This is a genomic window from Flavobacterium sp., from assembly GCF_035299245.1.
GTDB lineage: Bacteria > Bacteroidota > Bacteroidia > Flavobacteriales > Flavobacteriaceae > Flavobacterium.
On sequence record NZ_DATGWY010000007.1, the window covers coordinates 15150 to 34737 of the forward strand.

General features: G+C 36.7%; 20 protein-coding genes and 1 other RNA gene. 5 read left to right on the forward strand and 16 right to left on the reverse strand.

The genetic code is table 11. The features are described from left to right. The first annotated feature begins 280 nt into the window (after positions 1-280). A complete protein-coding gene (locus VK161_RS05295; protein ID WP_324213720.1) occupies positions 281-601 on the forward strand; it encodes a rhodanese-like domain-containing protein in 321 nt (106 codons plus the stop codon). On the opposite strand, the gene VK161_RS05300 is transcribed toward VK161_RS05295, so the two are convergent. The 10 genes from VK161_RS05300 to VK161_RS05345 form a co-directional block, all read right to left on the reverse strand. Further along, a complete protein-coding gene (locus VK161_RS05300; RefSeq protein WP_324213721.1) occupies positions 598-1026 on the reverse strand; it encodes a hypothetical protein in 429 nt (142 codons plus the stop codon). The two genes, VK161_RS05295 and VK161_RS05300, sit on opposite strands and share 4 nt — an antisense overlap. 88 nt (positions 1027-1114) lie before the next feature. After that, a complete protein-coding gene (locus VK161_RS05305; RefSeq protein ID WP_324213722.1) occupies positions 1115-1264 on the reverse strand; it encodes a hypothetical protein in 150 nt (49 codons plus the stop codon). 4 nt (positions 1265-1268) lie between these two features. Next, positions 1269-1589: a hypothetical protein gene (locus tag VK161_RS05310; RefSeq protein WP_324213723.1), complete on the reverse strand. Its 321-nt coding sequence runs from the start codon at positions 1587-1589 to the stop codon at positions 1269-1271. Positions 1590-1809: 220 nt separating this feature from the next. Continuing rightward, entirely contained in the window at positions 1810-3267 is a 1458-nt protein-coding gene (locus VK161_RS05315) for an OmpA family protein (protein WP_324213724.1), read from the reverse strand. 274 nt (positions 3268-3541) lie between these two features. Beyond that, positions 3542-3976, reverse strand: coding sequence for a response regulator (locus VK161_RS05320; protein ID WP_324213725.1), 435 nt, complete (start codon positions 3974-3976; stop codon positions 3542-3544). Next, positions 3973-6234, reverse strand: a complete 2262-nt coding sequence (locus tag VK161_RS05325) for a hybrid sensor histidine kinase/response regulator (protein ID WP_324213726.1) — start codon at positions 6232-6234, stop codon at positions 3973-3975. Before VK161_RS05325 ends, VK161_RS05320 begins: the two co-directional genes overlap by 4 nt. Beyond that, complete coding sequence (locus VK161_RS05330; protein ID WP_324213727.1) at positions 6224-6421, reverse strand: hypothetical protein; 198 nt, start codon at positions 6419-6421, stop codon at positions 6224-6226. Before VK161_RS05330 ends, VK161_RS05325 begins: the two co-directional genes overlap by 11 nt. Positions 6422-6432: 11 nt before the next feature. Then, entirely contained in the window at positions 6433-6972 is a 540-nt protein-coding gene (locus VK161_RS05335) for an AraC family transcriptional regulator (protein ID WP_324213807.1), read from the reverse strand. A 307-nt stretch (positions 6973-7279) separates the two neighbouring features. Beyond that, positions 7280-7677: a transfer-messenger RNA gene (ssrA, locus tag VK161_RS05340) on the reverse strand. Between the two features lie 392 nt (positions 7678-8069). Then, positions 8070-9416 (reverse strand): DEAD/DEAH box helicase, encoded by a 1347-nt coding sequence (locus tag VK161_RS05345; protein ID WP_324213728.1) that lies wholly within the window; start codon positions 9414-9416, stop codon positions 8070-8072. 142 nt (positions 9417-9558) lie between these two features. On the opposite strand from VK161_RS05345, the gene VK161_RS05350 reads away from it, so the two are divergent. After that, on the forward strand, positions 9559-11688 hold the full coding sequence (locus tag VK161_RS05350) for an elongation factor G (RefSeq protein ID WP_324213729.1): 2130 nt from the start codon (positions 9559-9561) through the stop codon (positions 11686-11688). Positions 11689-11765: 77 nt separating this feature from the next. Here VK161_RS05350 and VK161_RS05355 read toward each other — a convergent pair whose 3' ends face one another. Next, on the reverse strand, positions 11766-12158 hold the full coding sequence (locus tag VK161_RS05355) for an SRPBCC family protein (protein WP_324213730.1): 393 nt from the start codon (positions 12156-12158) through the stop codon (positions 11766-11768). Between the two features lie 3 nt (positions 12159-12161). After that, entirely contained in the window at positions 12162-12815 is a 654-nt protein-coding gene (pyrE, locus tag VK161_RS05360) for an orotate phosphoribosyltransferase (RefSeq protein WP_324213731.1), read from the reverse strand. 7 nt (positions 12816-12822) lie between these two features. Between pyrE and VK161_RS05365 the strand changes: the two genes are divergently transcribed. Next, positions 12823-13407, forward strand: a complete 585-nt coding sequence (locus VK161_RS05365) for an NUDIX hydrolase (RefSeq protein WP_324213732.1) — start codon at positions 12823-12825, stop codon at positions 13405-13407. A 342-nt stretch (positions 13408-13749) separates the two neighbouring features. Here VK161_RS05365 and VK161_RS05370 read toward each other — a convergent pair whose 3' ends face one another. The 3 genes from VK161_RS05370 to VK161_RS05380 form a co-directional block, all read right to left on the reverse strand. Beyond that, entirely contained in the window at positions 13750-15477 is a 1728-nt protein-coding gene (locus tag VK161_RS05370) for a M14 family metallopeptidase (protein WP_324213733.1), read from the reverse strand. 63 nt (positions 15478-15540) lie between these two features. Beyond that, positions 15541-15996 carry a pantetheine-phosphate adenylyltransferase gene (coaD, locus tag VK161_RS05375; RefSeq protein WP_324213734.1) on the reverse strand — a complete coding sequence of 152 codons (456 nt, stop codon included), beginning with the start codon at positions 15994-15996 and terminating at the stop codon, positions 15541-15543. 84 nt (positions 15997-16080) lie between these two features. After that, positions 16081-17067: a D-alanine--D-alanine ligase gene (locus VK161_RS05380; protein ID WP_324213735.1), complete on the reverse strand. Its 987-nt coding sequence runs from the start codon at positions 17065-17067 to the stop codon at positions 16081-16083. A gap of 80 nt (positions 17068-17147) precedes the next feature. On the opposite strand from VK161_RS05380, the gene VK161_RS05385 reads away from it, so the two are divergent. Together VK161_RS05385 and VK161_RS05390 are read left to right on the forward strand one after the other, a co-directional pair. Next, positions 17148-17795 carry a PASTA domain-containing protein gene (locus VK161_RS05385; protein WP_324213736.1) on the forward strand — a complete coding sequence of 216 codons (648 nt, stop codon included), beginning with the start codon at positions 17148-17150 and terminating at the stop codon, positions 17793-17795. Further along, entirely contained in the window at positions 17785-18825 is a 1041-nt protein-coding gene (locus VK161_RS05390) for an RluA family pseudouridine synthase (protein WP_324213737.1), read from the forward strand. The genes VK161_RS05385 and VK161_RS05390 overlap by 11 nt, the downstream gene beginning before the upstream one ends. On the opposite strand, the gene VK161_RS05395 is transcribed toward VK161_RS05390, so the two are convergent. Then, complete coding sequence (locus VK161_RS05395) at positions 18822-19586, reverse strand: superoxide dismutase (RefSeq protein ID WP_324213738.1); 765 nt, start codon at positions 19584-19586, stop codon at positions 18822-18824. The genes VK161_RS05390 and VK161_RS05395 overlap by 4 nt on opposite strands. Between the last annotated feature and the right edge of the window lie 2 nt (positions 19587-19588).

Consider the following 19588-nt stretch of genomic DNA (forward strand, 5'->3'; position numbering starts at 1 on the left):
AATTACATAATTTGTAGGTACAAATGTAGAAGTATTTTTATTTGTATATACAAGTGTTGTGTTATTTTTTTGTTAATGTTTTTTTGATAGGTTTATGGTTTGTTGTTAAAGATGTCTGAGTTCTGCTACTGCATTCTGTGTTCTTTCTGCTGTTTATGGTTTGTTGTTTATGGTTTGTTGTTTATGGTTTATAGTTAAAGACTTCTGCTTTCTTTTAAGAAATTGTTTTTGTTTTTGGAATTTCAACTCTCTATTTACTATTTTTGAAAAAAATACAACAATGGATTTATCACAAAACGATTGGGCAGCACAATTAGAAAACGACAGCAATGCAGTAATTTTAGATGTTCGTACAGAAGACGAATGGAGTGAAGGAATTATTCCGGGTGCTTTGATGAACGACATATACAAAGGTCAGGCGTTCATTTACAAACTCGACGAATTGGATAAAAATAAAAACTACTATGTTTATTGTAAAGCAGGCGGAAGAAGTGCCCAAGCATGCAATATTATGAATCAAATGGGATTCAAAAATACCTACAACTTAGTCGGTGGTTTTATGAATTGGGAAGGTGACGTAAGTGTTCCAAACGAAGACTAACTACTTCTTTTACGAGTCCTTTTAGAAATTTTAAAATAAAACTCCTTGATGTTGTTTCGGTCCGCTTGAGAGGCTCTAAGTTTGTGTACTTTTTCGTTTTTCTCTTTTATAATCATAGTATAATTATAGAATTTGACATAAAACGAATACAGAAGAGTAGAAGCTCCTAAAATAAACAATACCGATGCTACAACCGATTGTTTATGATAAAAATGATAGGTGAGATAAAAACTAATGCAACTCCCGACTACCAATAATAAATTAAAGTAAAACACGCGTTGCTTTACTAATTTCACATTATTAACGGATTGTAAATCAATTTTTTCGTGTTGATCTTTTTTGTATATGATGACTTGATTGTTGGTAATTAAACCCAATTTTTTATCAAAATAGTCAATTTTGATGTCGTTTTCTGTCGATTCCATAGCAAATATTTCCCCAATATACGAATAACGGAATAAATTTGGTTTTATTTCAACAAAAAAAATTTAATTTTTTATTTACAAATGAGAATTAAATGGCGTCATTATCACCAAACTCATTCCGCTTCTTTTTGGTGCTTTGTTTTGAATTTGTAGATTTGGTTTTGGAATTAGTGGCTTCCATTTTTTTCTTTCCGTCGCTTTTTTTAGGAGCGAAAGTGTGTATTTTTTTGATTGCCATGTGTTTATAGAAGTAGAATTAAAAGTAAAACGATTATGATAATGGCGCCAACTGAAAGATACAATCCATTGCCTGATGCTCTCAATCCTTTTTTGATTCCTTTCACTTCTTCGCGGAGTTCTTTTTTTTCCACTCGAGTTAAGCCGGATTTATCTAGATTTTTAATTTCTTCCAAACGTTCAATCATTTTGTCGGCATTGATTTTGTCCATCTGAATTTGAGTTGGAACCGGAATGGTATCATTCGAAGCACTCACTATACTTGGCGCTATCATAGCCATAGTGAATACCAAAAAAGCGGTTTGTAATCGTGTTGTGATTTTCATAATTTGGATTGTTTAGGATTTGTTCTTACCTATTTGTAAAAATTAAATTTCGCACTATTTCGATGAAAATGAATTGTATAATTTTATTAATAATTTGTATAATTCATAGGTTGAAATTGAATGCATTTTGCGTTAAAAAACGTGTCATTATAAAAAAGTAGAGCTGCCATTAAAATAATGACAGCTCATAACCATAACCAAAACAAAACTAACCTAAATTTTAATACATAGTTTTTAATTCTACTCTTCTATTTTTTGCTCTTCCTAATGAAGTCGTATTGGTAGCAACGGGTTTGCTTTCTCCCATTCCAATTCCAGTCAATCGCGAGCTTGCTATTCCTTTTTCAATCAAATACGCTCTTACCGATTCGGTACGTTTTTGAGATAATGCGGTATTGAATTCGTCGCTACCATTACTGTCAGTATGACCTTCAATTACCAAATTAGCTCCTTCGTATTTGTTCAATATTTTAGTCAATTCATCCAATTGTGATAACGAAGCTACTTTTAATTTGTCACTATTGTTTTCAAAAAACAATTTGCTTCCAATGTAAGTAATACGCACCGCATCTTGTTTTGAAATTTCAGGACAACCTTTGTTGGCAATATTTCCTTTTAAATTCGGGCAACGATCATCAATATCAGCTACACCATCACCATCGCTATCAGGACAACCTTTAAGGCTTTCTGTTCCGGCTAAAGTTGGGCAACGATCTACGTCATCCATTACACCATCACCATCGCCATCAAGTACACAACCTTTTGCATCTACTTTACTACCGGCTTTGGTATTTGGGCAATTGTCATCACCATCTCTAACACCATCATTATCACTATCAGGACAACCGTTCAAATTAACTTTACCCGCTGCATCAGGGCAATTGTCGTTTATATCAGCCACACCATCATTATCTCTATCTGGACAACCGTTCATTAAAGCAGTTCCAGCTACATCTGGACAACCGTCTAAATAATCGGCAATTCCGTCTTTGTCTTTATCCACTGGGCAACCCATTTTGTCAACTGCTACACCCGATGGTGTATCTGGACATTTGTCTTTTGCATCGGAAACACCATCTAAATCGGCGTCTTTACTAGAGCCAAAGTTGAAGGTTAAACCTGCGGTATGGTACAGAAAATCGTCGTTTTTGCCTTCAGAAACACCATCTCTGGTATCGCCATCAGTAAAATTGAACGTTTCTTGAATGTTGAATACCAAATCAGGAGTCAATCTGAAGTTCAAACCAGCACCAGCCGTTGGCAGCGCATAATCAATTTTTTCGTCGTGAAAATTCAACTGATTGTCAAATAGTAATGCACCAACACCTCCAAAAACATAAGGTCTGACGATGTATTCTGGACCTATAAAATTGAAACGCAAGTTGAACGAAGCCGAACTAAAGTCGCTTTTGAAACCCGTTGTTTCTCCGTTGTTGTAACCCAGTGTTCCTCTGGCAAAGAAGAAATTGGCATCAAGGTATTTTCCTAAATATTTAGAGATTGATAATCCACCCAAACCATACACGGTATTGTTAGTTTCGTAAAAATCATGACCTAAATCGCCGTGGTATTGCACTACACCGCCATGAACACCAATGTTCCATTTTTTATCTTCTGTTTGTGCATTAGCAACTAATACAGTTAAAAAAAAGCTACATAAGAATAATAATTTTTTCATTTGTTTTTATATTTAATTATTGGTACAAAGGTGGTTCAATAGTAGAAGGAATGTGTTACACAACTCTTAGTATAGTTTGTGATATTCACAGTTAAGAGATCATTAGTACTGATGATTTTCTAATTAATTGAGGGTTGCGTGAGGGATAGAAGTGGAAAGCCCGCATCCCGATTTCATCGGGAGCGGACTTGTAACGGATAGCCCGACGCCGCTAAAAAAATTAAGTTTGCAAAACTTGATTTTTTTAGTGGGGACACGCCCAAAAACAATTGAATTACATTCGTTCCATGTACCAATTGAGTTCTTTCTTCATTCGTTTGTAAAGAAAAAGTGTTGTTAGTAATTTTCGAAGCCGTACAAAAGCCGTTTCACTTTTAACTACATAATCAAAAGCATCGTGGTGTATGCACTGAACAGCAATATCGATTTGGTCTTGAGACGACAGCATGATGATGGGAATAGAAGAATCTATTTTTTTTATTTGATCTAAAGTGGTTAAGCCGTTCATAGCACTTTTGTCAATTCCATCCAAGTGATAATCGAGTATAATGACATCGGGTTTTTTATTTAGATTTTTGACGCACAATTCTCCAGTAGGATAGGTTTCTACATCAAAATCGCCTTCGTATAAAAACTCAATTTCCAATGCTTTTAGGAAAACTGCGTCGTCATCAACCAGGAATAGTTTTACTTTATTTTCTTTTTTCATGATTCCTTATTTAGTTGGTTGAGCTCATTTTTTAATTCGACGTACGATTGCGAACACACCTTTTCAAGTTTAGAAACCAATTCGTTCAACTCTTCTGAATGTTCTAAGGTTTTGGCATACTGTTGTACGCGTTTGGCAATTTCAATCACATCGGGACTAATGCCCATAATGGAAAACGAAGGAATGATTTTGTGAATGGTGGCGTCGAGTAAACTCCAGTTTTTTTCATTCAGGCTTTGCTTCATGACCGTAATGAGTGGCGGAGTTTGTTTAAGATAGACGTTAATCATTTGTTCAATCATTTTCGGATTGGACTTGGTCAAATTGGTGAGGTATTGCATGTTGACGAATTTCATTTTTTCGGTCGTATTTCCTTGATTGTCTTTTTCGATGATGAGTATGGGTTTCTGAATGTAAGCAATCAATTTGCTGTACAAAAGGCGTTCGTCTACGGGTTTTGAAATGTAATCGTTCATACCCACTTCTTTGCATTTGGCTACATCAACGGTAGTTACATCGGCTGTTAGCGCTATGATTGGGATGGATAAATTCATCTCTTTTCGAATGTATTTCGTGGCATCAAAACCATCCATTTCGGGCATTTGTAAATCCATCAAAATAATATCGTACGATTTGTCTTTTAGTTTCTCAATGGCAATTTTACCATTCGAAGCAATTTCGCATTCAAAACCAAAATCATCCAACAAGGTTTTCATTAGTAATTGGTTCAGTTCCATGTCTTCGACCACCAAAATTTTAGTGTTTTTGATGTCTGAATTCAATTCCATTATTTCAGGTTCGTGCACTTTTTCTGTTGTTTGTTCGAAATCCAAAATAAAACTAAAAGTAGAACCCACATTGGGAATACTTTTTACGGTAATCGAACCTTTTTGAGCTTCAACCAATTGTTTTACAATGGCCAAGCCTAGGCCTGTTCCACCAAAAATCCGCGAAGTTCCGCTCGTAGCTTGTTGAAAATTCTCGAATATTTTTTCCATTTTTTCTTCTTTAATTCCTATTCCAGTGTCGGATACCTCAAACGAAACCGTTACTTTTTCTTCATCGGATGCTACCAACTGTATGTTCAGACTAATACTGCCTTCGTTGGTAAACTTGACCGAATTGCTGACTAAATTGAGTATGATTTGATGCAAACGTGCCGGATCACCCAATAATACTTCGGGAATTGCATCATCGTAATGGGTAATTAATTTTAAATTTTTCTCTTGTATTTTTGATGCAAACAGATGCAACATGGCATCGATGGACGAGTTGAGTTTGAACGGCACTTTTTCAAACGACATTTTTCCGGCATCTACTTTCGCCAAATCGAGTATGTCATTAATGAGTGCAATGAGCGAATCACCGCTGATTTTTATTGCAGTTAAATATTCTCTTTGTTTCGCCGACAAATCGGTTTTTAAAATCACTTTGGTAAACCCAATGATGGCGTTCATGGGCGTTCTGATTTCGTGACTCATATTCGATAGAAACTGCTGTTTTGATTTTACCGCGTCTTCGGCATTTTTGCTGGACGTTTCTGCAACAATTCTAGCATCTTCAGCAAGTGATCTGGCTTGTTCGGCAACTATCCGAGCTTCAATCAATTCGGTTTCGATTTTCTTTTGTTCGGTGATGTCACGTGCCACTACAACCGCACCAATGATTTTTTCTTCTTCGTCTTTGTACACCGAACCATTAAAAAGTACGTCGGTCAAAGTGTGGTCTTTAATAGTCAGCGGATAATCGACTACAAATCCTTTCGAAAAGACTTCTTCATAGCCTTTTTTAGCTTTTTCGGGTTCGGTAAAATACGTTATAAAATCCGATCCAATTAAATTCTCTTTGGATACATCGGTTACTCTAACCGAAGCCTGATTGGTATCGGTGATTTTGCCTTCTGCACTTATGGTAAATAGCGGATCGCGACTGGCTTCAATCAAACTAAGTGAATACTGAGAAGCCAATTTCAGCGAGTTGCTGTATTCTTCTAATTCTTTGTTTTTGATTTCGCGTTTTTCGTTTTCTTCGTCTTGAAAAGCCAATTCCAGTAGTGAGTTGTCAGTAGTAGTTTTGCACGATGAAATCATCAGTATGGGAACAATAGTCGCCGTATAAATAGTTAAAATCAACGCCAATCCCATCCAATCGAAAGACAATGAGGTAGTATTTAAAACAAAATACAAAACAAACGATGACATTCCCGTTCCGATGATGATGAGAGCAATGATTTGAGATTTATTTTGTTTAGGATTCATCTTTAGTAGCGCGAACCAAACTGATTCCGGTTGCGAAAAACAGTAAGCCTAATACTCCGTAAGTAATCAGCATTTTTGTATTCTGATTGCCACCTGAAGTAGTGGTTAAAAATAAATTGGCAGCATAAAATAAAGCTGCTATTCCGAGTACAGTAAGTACAGCGCCGAAAATTCGTTTAATGTTCATAATGATTTGATTTAGAGTTCTTCAATGGAATTTCTTCTTTTGACTTTGAGTTGGCGAAAGTGCGATGGTGAAAGACCGGTTACTTTTTTAAATTGACTGGATAAATGAGCGACACTGCTGTAATTCATTTTCCATGCGATTTCGGTAATGTTCAATTCGTCGTAAATCATCAGTTCTTTGATGCGTTCTATTTTATTAGAGATGATGAATTGTTCTATGGTTGAACCTTGAACTTCCGAAAACAAATTGGCGAGGTACGTATAATTATGGTTTAGCTTTTCACTGAGAAAGTCGGAGAAATTGATTTTGATTGCTTCTTCCGAATGGTGGATCATTTCGATGATGATGGTTTTGATTTTTTCGATCAGGATGGCTTTTTTGTCCTCCATGAGTTCTAAACCCGATGCGAGTAGGCCAATTTTGAGGAGTTCTCTTTTTTCGTGCGTAATGTTTTCCATAATCTCAACTTCACCCAAATCGACCACAATAAAATGCAGCCCAAGTTTTTTTAGCTCATCTCGAACAGCTATTTTACAACGATTACTGACCATGTACTTGATGAAAAGTTTCAATGCAATGTAGTTTAATAAGTTGCGTCAAAGGTCAGTCCAAATACTTTAGAACCCGTTGTAGTATGTTTGGAAAGGTTTACATAATTCTTTGATTTGGTTAAAGGAGTAGCAGAAAGCAGAATGCAGAAGCAGAAGCAGAAGCAGAAGTTTTTAACTATAAACGATAAACAAACAACAAACCATGAACAATAATAAGAATGCAGTAACAGAACGTAGTAACAGAACGCAGACATCTTCAGATATAAACCTAAAACAAAAAAAGACCCGCAATTACGAGTCTTTTTTTCTGTGGAGTCGCCGAGAATCGAACTCGGGTCCAAACAAGCAATCAAATAGCTTTCTACACGCTTATTCCTTGATTGAGTTTTCGACAAAAAGCAAGGCCAAGAACAGCCACTTTTTGCTTAGCTTTATGAGTGTCAGAAAGGATTTAAAGCATTACCTTTCTTAGGTTTACTTTTACGGTTCACCTGTACCAACCGCCATAAACCAAGGCTTTTGAGGTGAATCTAGCTTCCCGACCTTGTCGGGACTAGGCAAATCGTACTATAATTCGGATTAAGCAGCTAAAGCGTAATTATTTTCGCCGTTTATAAGTTCGTACCTTTGGATTTACGAGCAAAAAGTACAATGCTCGACGTGCTTACTAATCAATTCCACTCGCTGTCAAAACCAGTCGACCCCATTTTCAATTAACAATTAACAATTGATAATTAACAATTAACAATTATCCATTATCCATTATCAATTATCCATTATCCATTATCAATTATCAATTATCAATTATCAATTATCAATTATCAATTATCAATTATCAATTATCAATTCTAAAATCATGCCACAAAGATACATTTGGAAATCCCAAAAAACAAGTTCCAACTGTCAAAAGAATGTAGAATGCAGTTGCAGAATGCAGAAGTCTTTGACAATGAACCATAATCAATAAACTATAAACTAAAAACGGAATGAGATGCTTCTTGCGTCAGCATGACAAGCGTAAAGTAGCGCTACTATCATAACAATAATAATTCCGTTATCTTTTATTTGATTTCTGCCTTCTGCGTTCTTTTGTCTGATTACTTGCCTTTCCTCTTCGCCGCGCGTTTCTTCTCCACGCCACGGTTCGTTGGCTTTGTCTTTCTTGGTTTTACTTTTCCAGGTCCACCTAAATTGACTTGTTTATTTTTGGCCGATTTCTCGTGAAAAGCCGCTCCGCCTTCCAACTTCGGTTTTTTGAGTAAAAATTTAATCTTCTTTTTATCTTTTTCAAATTCCAATAGGCGAGTAGCTACTTCAATTCCTTCAGGAAAATCCAACATTTTGACTTCTTTTTCCATCAAAATTTCGGCTTGAATCAGCACTTCTTCTTCACCCGGACTGATAAAACTAATCGCAATACCCGATTTGTCAGCACGACCCGTACGCCCAATTCTATGAATGTATTGTTCTTCTACTTCCGGAAATTCTACATTAATAACGTGTGTTACATCCGAAATATCCAATCCACGAGCCATTACGTCAGTGGTAATAATTCCTTTTATTTCGCCTCTATGAAACGACGCCATCGTATTCAAACGGTAATTCTGTGATTTGTTTGAGTGAATGATTCCGAATTGCTCAGGAAAATCTTCTTCGATGCTATTCGCCACCAAATCGGCTGTTTTTTTGTTGTTCACAAAAATCAACACGCGACCCATGCTTTCGTCTTGTTGTAACAATCCTTTTAGTAGATTGATTTTGGTCAAAAAGTTGGGAGTACGATACGCCAATTGCTCAATTTTCTCCAACGGTGTTCCCGATGGAGCTAACGTGATTTCTTCAGGCAGTTCGAAGTAATCGTCCAACATTTCATCCACATCGTCGGTCATCGTGGCCGAAAATAGAATGTTCTGACGTTTGTTTTTCAACATTGCCAATATCGAAGTAACCTGAAATCGGAAACCTAAATTCAGTATTTCATCAAATTCGTCAATTACTAATTTTTGAGTCGAATCAAATCGGATGACATTATCCAAAGCCAAATCCATCGTTCTACCTGGAGTTCCCACTAAAATATCAACACCTTCACGAACAGCTGTTTTTTGTGTATTGATGTTTACACCACCATAAACGCCCAATGTGCGAACCGACATGTATTTGGTCACACTTTCCACCACATCAACGGTTTGTACGACCAATTCGCGTGTGGGTACGATGATTACAATTCGAGGTGAATCGGTGGCAATGAATTTCCATTGTTTCAATAACGGAAGTAAATACGCTAAGGTTTTCCCCGTTCCGGTTTGGGCAATTCCCATTACATCGCGTCCCGACATAATAGGCGAGAACGACTTTTCCTGAATCGGAGTTGGTGTGGTTAATCCTAATTCGTCAATCGCTTTTTGTAACGATTTAGGCAAATTGAACTGTTCGAAAGTACTCATTGTAGTGCTAATTTGCCGCAAAGGTAAGCATTTCTTTTTTGTGGTTTATTTTGTGGTTTTTTACCCCAAAATATGACTTATATCATTTCTCAACACCTTGATTCTTACGAAATTTGATACACTAATACTAAACCAAGTTATTATGGCAAATTTTGATAGTAAACACATTAAAAATGTTGTTTTAGTTGGACACACGGGAAGTGGTAAAACCACACTCATCGAGTCAATGCTTTTTGAAGCAGGATTACTTTCACGTAGAGGTTCGGTTACTGATAAAAATACAGTAGCTGATTATACAGATATCGAGCACGAAAAAGGAAAAACGTTTTTCTCTAAATTGGTAAATACCAAATGGAAAGGTTATAAAATCAACGTTTTAGATACTCCAGGTTATGATGATTTTGTAGGCGAGATAATTGGAGCGATGCGCGTTGCTGATTGCGGAATCATGGTACTTAATTCGGCTATGGGCGTTGAGGTCGGAACCGATATTATTTGGGAATACACCGATGAATATAAATTCCCAATGTTACTAGCAGTCAATCATTTGGATAATGAAAAATCCGACTTTGATCGAACTGTTGCTGAAGCCAAATCGCATTTTGGAAACAATGTGGTCATTGTGCAATATCCGGTGAATCAAGGTGAACAATTTGATGGCATTATTGATGTTTTGAATATGGTATTGTACCAGTATCCAAAAGAAGGCGGAAAACCTCAAAAACTTCCGATACCGGATAGCGAAAAAGAAAAAGCCAATCGGTTGCACCAAGAATTAATCGAAACCATTGCAGGAAATGATGAAACGTTGATGGAACGTTATTTTGATAAAGGTGAACTCGACGAAGACGAGATGAAATTAGGATTGCATCATTCACTAATTAAACACGAACTATTTCCTGTTTTCTGCGTTTCTGCAAAAAATAATATGGGTTGTGGTCGCATCATGAGTTTTATTGATAATGTGTGTCCGTTTGCCTTTGAAATGCCCAAACAAAAAACGGTTGATGGTAAAGAAATTGAATATAGCGAAAAAGATTCAACAGCTATCTTTGTTTACAAAACCTTATCCGAGCCACACGTTGGCGATTTGAGTTTCTTTAAAGTACTTTCGGGCGTGATTAAAATAGGCGATGAGTTGACCAACGAAACTACGGGTCAAGTGGAGAAAATCAACCAATTGTATGAAGTAGAAGGCAACAAACGAACTCCAGTCAACGAATTAGTAGCGGGTGATATTGGAGCGACATTAAAATTAAAAAACACACATACTAATAATACCTTACACGAAAAAGGAAAACACATCGAAGTTGTTCCAATTGCATTTCCGACTCCAACACTCACCGTTGCCGTAGAAGGAACTAAAAAAGGTGAAGAAGAAAAACTATCAATGGCGTTGCATCAATTAGTAGAAGAAGATCCAACGATAAAAGTGGAGGTTTCGCCCGAGTTGAAGCAAACGTTGATTCATTGTCATGGCGATTTGCATCTAACGGTTATCAAGTGGAAATTAGAAAATGCGTATAAATTGTCAGTTGATTTTAAAACACCTAAAATTCCGTACCGCGAAACCATTCGCAAAAGCTCAGAAACCATTTACCGTCACAAAAAACAATCAGGTGGAGCAGGACAATTTGCTGAAGTAGCCATGAAAATTGAACCTTGGTACGACGGAATGGAAGAACCAACAGGTTATAACATTCGCGGAAAAGAAGAAATTGATTTGCCTTGGGGCGGAAAATTAGTGTACTACAATTGCATTGTAGGTGGCGCAATTGACACGCGTTTTCATCCTTCCATTTTAAAAGGAATAATGGAAAAAATGCATGAAGGTCCGCTTACTGGTTCGTATGTTAGAGACGTCAGAGTCATTGTATTCGACGGAAAAATGCACTCCGTTGACAGCAACGATTTAGCTTTCAAAACCGCTGGTATGATGGCATTCAAAGAAAACTTTCACAATGCCGATCCGCAATTGCTAGAACCTTTTTACCATATTGAAGTCCACGCGCCAGAAGAATTAACAGGAGCAATCATGAGTTCGATTCAAACACACCGAGCTGTGGTAGAAGGAATGGATGCTGAAGGACAATTTTCAATTATAAAAGCACATATTCCGTATGCAGAAATGCATCAATTTGGAAGCGATTTACGTTCGTTAACGCAAGGAAGAGCACGATTTAAAATGAAATTCGACCATTACGAACCCGTACCGTTTGATCTACAAAAAATAGTTATTTCAGAATGTAAGCAACAAGAAGAATTGGTTTAGTTTTAGAGTAGATTAATGAAAAACCCTGCAATCACAATTGACGCAGGGTTTTTCTATTTATTTAAAAGAGCTAACTATTATAGTTTTCCCATATTGGCTGCTAACGTTTCTAAAAACTTGCTGATCGGACCTTTGATCATCATCGCCATCATAGGGTTGAATTCGCCTTCAAAATCCAATTTCACAGCACAACTATTATCTGAAATCGCATCGATATTGGCAATTAATAAAAACGGAAGTTTATCGCTTGCTGCCGAAAGCACCACTTTTGAATGAGGTGTTTTGTCTTTCATTCTCAATTTGATTTCAGGCATTCCTTTCAAACCAAAATTAAAAATATCATCGCCTAACACTTCAAATTTAGCAATGTTTTCAGGCATTAGCTTTTCGAAATTCTTTACGTCGGATAACGCGTTAAAAATATATTCAGTCGATTGTTCTACGGTAACTTTTGGACTTTCTAAATTCATTTTTTAATTTTCAATATTGATATTCCACTCCGATGGATTTTTTCTCCATTCTTTCAGTGTTTCTTGTTCTTCTTCGGTAATGTATTGCTTAGCTACGGCTAAATTCAATAAATTCTCATAATTGCTTAACGTATACAATTCAACGTTAGCGTTTTTGAAATTGGATTCCGCTACATCAAATCCGTACGAGAAAATTGCAACCATTCCTTTCACATTCGCACCCGCTTCTTTTAAAGCTTCAACGGCCAATAAACTGCTGTTTCCAGTGCTGATTAAATCTTCTACCACTACTACATTTTGTCCTTTCTGTAGAAAACCTTCCACTTGGTTTTGTCTTCCGTGCTTTTTTGGCTCGGGTCTGACGTACACAAAAGGAAGTCCTAGCTCTTCTGCAACAAGTATGCCAATGCCAATTGCACCAGTGGCTACACCAGCAATTACATCGGGTTTGCCATATTTGTCTTCAATTTGCTTCGAAAATTCATCACGGATGTAATTTCGAATCGCTGGAAATGAAAGTGTTAAACGGTTGTCACAGTAAATAGGAGAATTCCAACCAGAAGCCCATAAAAAAGGTTTTGATGGATTCAATTTAATTGCATTTATTTGTAAAAGCAATTCGGCTGTTTTTTCGGCTGTATCTTTATTAAAAATCATACTGCAAATGTATAAAGTTTTTGTGAACGATAAACCACTTTTTTTGACAAATGAAATCGCAAAAGAAACCGATTTTCAATTGTTTTTACTTGAAAGCGTTGATATTGAGCAGCTTATTGTAAAAATGTTCAATAATAAGATTAAGAAAGCCTATTTGTATTATCCCGATGAGAAAGAGATACTGAAGAAAGTGAAAGAGAAAATTCCAGTGTGCAAAGCCGGTGGTGGATTGGTCTACAACAAAAAAGGCGAGGTGTTATTCATTTACAGAAACGGAAAATGGGATTTACCCAAAGGTGGAAAAGAAAAAGGCGAAGAAATTGATCTAACTGCCATGCGCGAAGTAGAAGAGGAAACAGGTGTTGATAAACTCAAAATCAAAAACAAATTGCAGAAAACCTATCACGTTTTCAAACGCAACGGCAAATACAAACTAAAAATCACGCATTGGTATTCAATGACTACCACTTTTGATGGCGTTTTGATTCCGCAAGCCAACGAAGGTATCGAAAAAGTAGCGTGGCTCAACCCAGAGCAAGTTCAAGAAGCGTTGAAGAATTCGTATGAGAATATAAAGTTGCTTTTTGAGTAGTGAAGTGGCAAAGTTCCAAAGTGGCAAAGTTTCAGAGTTTTTTTAAAATTTTGGAAGCAGGCGAGAGGCGTTTTTAACGACCTTTTGTCCCGCTTTCCGCTCTATCTCCGATTGGCAAAAAACTACAGGCAAAGCCTTTGTTTTTGTCCATCGGAGGATGCCGCTACAATCGGGGCTAATCAAGAAGTGTTGTTTTTCAAAAGACCATTTTCCAGTCTTATTTCTTTCCAATATATCTGGAAACTTAAACACTTCTGTCTTTTTTATTTTTCAAACTTTGAAACTTTGGAACTTTGCAACTTTACAACTTTGCCACTTTGTAACTCTGCCACTTTGCAACTTCTAATCCACAACCCTGTAAACCGGATATCTCAAATGTGCTTTTTCGTAATAAGGCGAATTTTTATACACCCAATCTAATTGGGCTTCAGGATTTTCGGCAAATTTTTTATCGGTTTTTTTCTTATCTTCTAAAGTGACTCTGAGTTGCGGATTTTCATTCAGATACTCATTCGCCAAATCTTCAAAAACATAACTCGAATAGCCTTCTTTTTGTTGTAAAATGGCATCAAAATAGTTCCAATTGAAATAGCTGTCAATGGCTTCGGGTTCGAGTGTTTCCAACAAAAATTTCACGCCTTTTTGATTCGTAGAAATTAAATAATCACCTTTCTTGAACATTACTTTTTGCAAGGTCGTATTTACTTTGGTGTTGTAATGCGGATAATGTCCTTCGTACGCATTTTTATACGTTTGGTAATCGGCAATCGCATAACTTTCTACTTCAATTAAAGTGTCGTTTTTCAATTGAGAGAGTTCTATTTTGTTGGCTTTCAGTTGCTCAATAATCGTCCATTGCCCTTTTGGAATCACATAGTACTTCGGAATAGTGATTTCTCTTTCGGATTTGTATTCACCTAAAAACGGAATGTATTTGGTAAACGGAATTTTTCGATCGTAAAACAAACGTTCGCCCGACGTCACATCACTTTTTTTATAACTGCCTTTGAACCCCATAAACGAAATCTGACTGACTTTAGTCGAATCAATTTTCCATTGCAACGTATACTTTTTTCCCGCTTGAAATTGGGTTTGATTCGCCAATTGCTTTTGTTGGATGAGTTCTGCTTTTTTGCTCGTAATCTCCATCGCCGAAACCATAAAATCATACGTCACTTTTACACGAGATTTGTAGTCTTTGAGCATGTGTGTTTCCACAACGTAACCCAAGCAATTGAAAAGCGAAGTATAGCCTGTGGCATACCGCGGACTTTCGAAAAATTGTTGGAAACCATTATCGGGCGTTCCGTGCCAAACATTGACGTATGGCGTGGTTTCGGTCTTTTTCTTTTTTAAATCGGATACTAATGCAATGTTGAAATCGTCTTTTAAAAACGCTCCTAATTCGCTTCCTAATTTCTTAGGTTCAGTCATGATGTACGTTAATGTATATTGATAGTCAGCGCCATTACTTACGTGATTGTCGATGAACAAAACGGGTTGTACCAAATGAAAGATTTCGGCAAAACTTTTAGTGTTTCGAGTGTCCGATTTGATGAAATCACGATTCAAATCAAAGTTGCGCGCGTTGCCACGAAAACCGTATTGTTCAGGACCATTTTGGTTGGCTCTAGAAGTCGAATTCCGATTCAAAGCACCACCAATATTGTACACTGGGATCGTAACCAAAACTACATTTTTTGGAATTTTAATTTTACCTACTGCCAAATCGCGGTACAATAGCATAGTAGCGTCAATTCCGTCGGGTTCGCCAGCGTGGATGCCGTTATTGATGAGAATAATTGATTTGGTTTTGCGGATTTCTTCAAAGTTAAAATTACCATCTGCATTGAACGTTACAATGTGCAAAGGTTCACCGCTATCGGTCAAACCCATTTCTTGCATTTTGATGGTTTCGAATGAAGTATCTAAAGTGTTGAAATAAGTTATGGTTTCTTGATAAGTTGCCGACTGATTGCCGTTTCCTTTTTCAAAAAAAGTGAGAAAAGAATCGTTCTTTTGAGCCCAAAGAGTAGAAGTAAAGCATAATAGAAAGAAGATACTTTTCATTAACGAAATGGATTAAAGATGATTATAATGTGCTAACCTGTGGAAATTTGTGTAATCTGTGTTTTATTTTGTGCGCACCGAATCGGGGACCAAAACCGTGTAATCACCGCCATTTCGAATCACGTCTCTCACTATACTCGATGAAATATAGGATGTTTTGGATGCTGTTAAGAGAAACACCGTTTCAATTTTGGATAATTTTCTGTTGGTGTGTGCAATGGCTTTTTCAAACTCGAAATCGGCTGGATTTCGCAAACCACGTAAGATGAATTCGGCTTTTTCTTTTTTGCACAAATCGATGGTCAAACCTTCATAAGTAATCACACGAACTTTGGGTTCATCGGCAAATGCTTCTTCGATAAAACGCTTACGGTCTTCGAGCGAAAACATGTATTTTTTTTCTGCATTCACACCAATAGCAACAATCACTTCGTCAAAAAGTGAAATACCACGTTTGATAATGTCGTAATGTCCGTTAGTTATTGGGTCAAATGAACCTGGGAATATTGCTTTTTTCATTTTGCTAAGTTTGTGGTTTAGAATTTATGGTTTGTAGTTGAGTTTAGAACTATAAACAACAAACTATGAACTATAAACAGTTTATTATTTCTTCCAAATCGGTTTTCTTTTCATCGCCAATTCAATTTCATTATCAATTAGATTTGAAAACGGAATGTTGGCGTGTGCAGCTTGTTGCGGAAAAATACTTTGTGGTGATAAACCCGGATTGGTATTGATTTCAATGAAATGCGGAACATCATTCATGACAATAAAATCAGCTCTCGAAAAACCACTCATTCCCAATGCCTCATACACTTTTTTGGCCGTTTCAATTACTTTTTCTTCTACTTCTTTTGAGAGTCGGGCAGGAGTAATCTCAGTTGATTTCCCTGAGTACTTGGCTTCGTAATCAAAGAATTCGTTTTCTGGAACAATTTCGGTAATTCCTAAGACGGTTGTTGTTCCTAGGTAATTCAATACACCCACCGAAATTTCAGTTCCGTTCAAGAACGATTCAATTAAAATATCGTTGTCTTCCGCGAAAGCGAAATCCAAAGCTTTAGGCAAATCCTCTAGCGAATTTACTCTTGAAACTCCCAAAGAACTTCCGGATTGGTTGGGTTTTACGAAAAAAGGCAACCCTAATTCGGATGCGATTTTTTCACCGTCAATGACATCGCCTTTGCTCAAATAAATTGAATTGGCTTTTGGAATGTTGAATTTGGAAAGTACCGATAAAGTATCTCGTTTATTAAAGGTCAACGCCGATTGATAAAAATTACAACCTGAATAGGGTAAATCGACTAATTCCCAGTACGATTGCATGTGTCCGTCTTCGCCTGGAGTTCCGTGAATTGTATTCACAATGACATCAAAAGTAGTGGTTTGATTGTCTTTGGTGAACGTAAAATCGGCTTTGTTGATCGGATATTTTACACCATCAATCAAACAATACCAGTCGTTTAACAAAATGTGTACTTCAAAGGCTTTATATTTTACTTTGTCAATGTGATTGAGTATCAATTGACCACTTCGTAATGATATTACTGATTCGTCAGAATATCCTCCCATAACGACTGCTACGTTCATCAGAATTTATTTTAAATACTATACAAAAATAGCACAATTGTTGGAACTAAAAATTATATATTTGCGGTAAATCTTTTTTTATGAGTTTGCGGAAATACCTCACCAGTAAAGTTTTTTTTGCTCAACTACTTGCGGCAACAGCTATCGTGGCTTTGTTGGCTTTTTTCTTTTTTCACTGGATTACTTTTGTGACCAAACACAGTGAAGAAATTTTAGTACCCAATTTAAAGCGATTGACTCCTGACCAAGTAGAAGATAAACTCGATGAATTAGGTTTAGAATACGAAATTTTAGATACCTTGGATTACGTTCCCAATTATCCAAAGTTAGCAGTAATGATACAAGAGCCAGAGTCGGGTTCGAAAGTAAAAGGAGGAAGAACAATTTACATTAAAATCAACGCCGACGCTTATAAAAAAGTTCAAGTTCCCGATTTAATTGACAAAACCTATCGTCAAGCGGTTCCCACCTTAAAATCGATTGGTTTGTCTGAAGGTACAATTACCTACGCACCACATATTGGAAAAGATATGGTTTTAGAAATGCGAATTAACGGTAAGAAAGTAAAACCGGGAACTCGTGTGTTTAAAGCGACCAAAATAGATTTAGTTTTAGGTGATGGCGAAGTAGTTTTTGACGAATCAGATGCCGATAGTTTATTGCGAATTTTACCAGAACCCGAAGTACTTCCTGAAGATAATTTAGACTCCATCACAAATGGTCAATAACGAATTGAATGAAATTGAAGACGAGCTTTTTGAACACCATCGATTTGAAGTTCCGAAAGGTCAAGCCATGTTGCGAATTGACAAGTATTTGATGCATTTGATTCCGAATGCAACACGTAACAAAATTCAGAATGCTGCCACTTCGGGCGATATTTACGTGAATGATATTCCAGTAAAATCAAATTATAAAGTCAAGCCTTTTGATGTGATTCGGATTTTGCTTTCGCATCCACCATTTGAAAATCGTATTGACCCAGAAGATATTCCACTGGATATTGTTTACGAAGATGACGCGCTTTTGGTCATCAATAAACCACCCGGATTAGTAGTGCATCCCGGACACGGAAATTACACCGGAACTTTGGTCAACGGATTGGCTTTTCATTTTGATAATTTACCATTGAATAGTAGCGAACGTCCAGGTTTGGTGCATCGAATTGATAAAAATACATCCGGTTTGTTAGTGGTTGCCAAAACTGAAGCTGCCATGACGCATCTGGCTAAGCAATTTGAAGATAAAACTACCGAAAGAGAATACATCGCTATTGTTTGGGGAAATGTAAAAGAAGATGAAGGAACAATAGTAGGAAACATCGATCGTCATTTGAAAGACCGAATGCAAATGGCTGTTTTTCCTGATGGTGAACGTGGAAAACACGCTGTAACTCATTATAAAGTGTTGGAGCGATTGGGTTATGTTACTTTGGTTTCATGTCGATTGGAAACGGGAAGAACACATCAAATTCGCGTGCACATGAAATACATTGGGCATACTTTGTTTAATGATGAACGTTACGGCGGAAATTTGATTTTGAAAGGAACGACTTTTACCAAATACAAACAGTTTATAGATAATTGTTTTAAGACGTTACCACGACAAGCGTTGCATGCTAAAACACTTGGTTTTGAACATCCAACCACTAAAGAATACATGCGTTTTGATACTGAAATTCCACAGGATATGGTAGATTGTATTGAAAAATGGCGCAATTACACCAAAACAAACACTTTAGTTGAAGAAGAAGATTAATTTAAAGTCGCTTTGTATTTTTCTTCCACTTTTCTCCAATTGATTACATTGAAAAACGCGTTGATATAGTCTTTGCGTTTGTATTGGTAGCTCAAGTAATAGGCGTGTTCCCAAACATCAATAGCTAAAATCGGAGTTCCCGAAATAGTTTGTCTCGGCATCAATGGATTATCTTGATTAGGAGTAGAAGTCACTTGCAATGTGCCCGTTTTGTCCACAACCAACCAAGCCCAACCCGAACCAAATTGCTTTGCCGCTTCATCTGAAAATCGGGTTTTGAAATTTTCAAACGAACCAAAATCACGGTTGATGGTACTTGCTAACGTGTCTTTTGGTTTTCCTCCTGCTTTCGGACCCATAATTTCCCAGAAAAAAGTATGATTGTAGTAACCTCCGGCGTTGTTACGCAATTCGGTATTGCTTAAATCGAGTTTTTTGAGAATGTCTTCAATAGGAAGTGATTCTTTGTTAGTTCCTTTTAAAATACGGTTTAAATTGTTGGTATACGATAAATAGTGCTTAGAATAATGCATTTCCATCGTCATTGCGTCGATGTGTGGTGCTAAATCGTCAAATTTATAGGGAAGCTTGTATAAATCGAATGCACCTTCATTGGCTTTATAATCATCAGGTTGACCAATGGTTAATTTACTTTCATTGTTGGGAAGCGGTACTTCGACAACTTCTCTTAATTTATTTTTTTTACATGAAACAGTACTAATCAATAAGCAAGCTAGTAGTAATTTGAAAGTAGTTTTCATGA